Below are 1,349 nucleotides of genomic sequence, written 5' to 3'. Positions count from 1 at the left end.
GCGGTTGGGCGTCGCCGGCCCGCGCCGGCCGGCGTCGGGGTCGGAGGCGGCCGGTCGAACGGGCCCGGGTGTGACACACACCATGCCGGGGTGACCCCGGCTGGTCGGACGGGACGGGACGGGCCGCCCGTCCGGATTCGGCCACTTCCGCGACGGGTGCGGGACGGTGGCCGGTGGATCCGGGGATCGACCCGGGTTCCGGCGCGGTGCGGCACGCGCCGGAGGCGACCGCTCCCGGCCGGACGGGACCCCGTCGGGTTCCGTGGCGCGGCGGGCGCGGCGGTTGGGCGTCGCCGGCCCGCGCCGGCCGGCGTCGGGGCCGGTTGGGTGCCGGTGGGCGAACGCCCGGGCCGTGCGGGATGTCGGTCGGGGCCGGACCCCGCCGGTGGTGCTCCCGGCGGCCGGAGCCGATGGTCCCGTTCCGGGCGGGGCCCGGAACGGGCGGCTCAGACCGCGGCCTTCTTCAGCCGTCGGCGCTCGCGCTCGGACAGGCCGCCCCAGATGCCGAACCGCTCGTCGTTGGCGAGGGCGTACTCCAGGCACTCGGAGCGGACCTCGCAGGACAGGCAGACCTTCTTGGCCTCCCGGGTGGAGCCGCCCTTCTCCGGGAAGAAGGACTCGGGGTCGGTCTGGGCGCACAGCGCACGCTCCTGCCAACCGAGTTCCTCGTCCATCCCGTCGACCAGCACCTGCTGGAACAGCTCGGTCATCTCGCGCCCCTCGCCTTCTGTACGTCCCCGTGACGGTGTCGTTATCGATGTCCCTCAAACGACACGAGTGAAATTACAAGTGCGGTGATTCACACCCGTCAAGCCGCCTTGTGGTGCCGCCGACAGGATTCACCCTGCGGCACCACAGCTCCGCAATTAGTGTGCAAATCACTACAAATCTCTGAGCCGGAATAGTGACACTTCGGACATTCTCCCTGTCGCCACATCCTGGCCCACCACCCCCTCCATGGAGGAGACGTCCCGCCGCGCCCCGTCGTTCCCGGGGGGCGCGGGCGGCGGCCCCCGGTCACGGTCGGATCACGGCTCGGCAACACCGGACACCGGTGTGGCTGGAGCGGCACCTGTCCGCTTCCCGGGGCCATAAACCTCTCAACTTTCAGCGACACCCGAAGCAGTGAAAGAAACCGGCCAAACGCCACGAAAGGTTGACGCCTATCGAGAGGGCGGGCCTTCTTGAAGGGGAACGTCTCCCGACTGCGGTACCGAGGGTGGCGAGGACCCCGGTACCGAGGAGCTCTGTCCGGGAACCGTTCCGGCATGCGGACACCCCGGCCCGCCGGCTCCGCACCGGGCCGACCTCCCCGTACCCTGGATCCGTCCCCGACCCCCGCTCCCCAC

Annotated in this window: 1 protein-coding gene; it reads right to left on the bottom strand. The window is 71.5% G+C overall.

The genetic code is table 11. The features are described 5' to 3' along the window. Positions 1 to 446: 446 nt before the first annotated feature. Positions 447 to 710, bottom strand: a complete 264-nt coding sequence (locus FOE67_RS25810) for a WhiB family transcriptional regulator (RefSeq protein ID WP_182667236.1) — start codon at positions 708 to 710, stop codon at positions 447 to 449. Positions 711 to 1,349: the final 639 nt, after the last annotated feature.

Source organism: Streptomyces calidiresistens, from assembly GCF_014141525.1.
Lineage (GTDB): Bacteria > Actinomycetota > Actinomycetes > Streptomycetales > Streptomycetaceae > Streptomyces > Streptomyces calidiresistens.
Note: the sequence above shows the minus strand (reverse complement) of the source record. Positions and strands in the feature narration are given on the sequence as shown.

What these genes read in the sequence shown, in the direction of transcription:
- FOE67_RS25810 (WP_182667236.1), bottom strand. Translation starts at nt 710, where the DNA reads ATGACCGAGCTGTTCCAGCAGGTGCTGGTCGACGGGATGGACGAGGAA.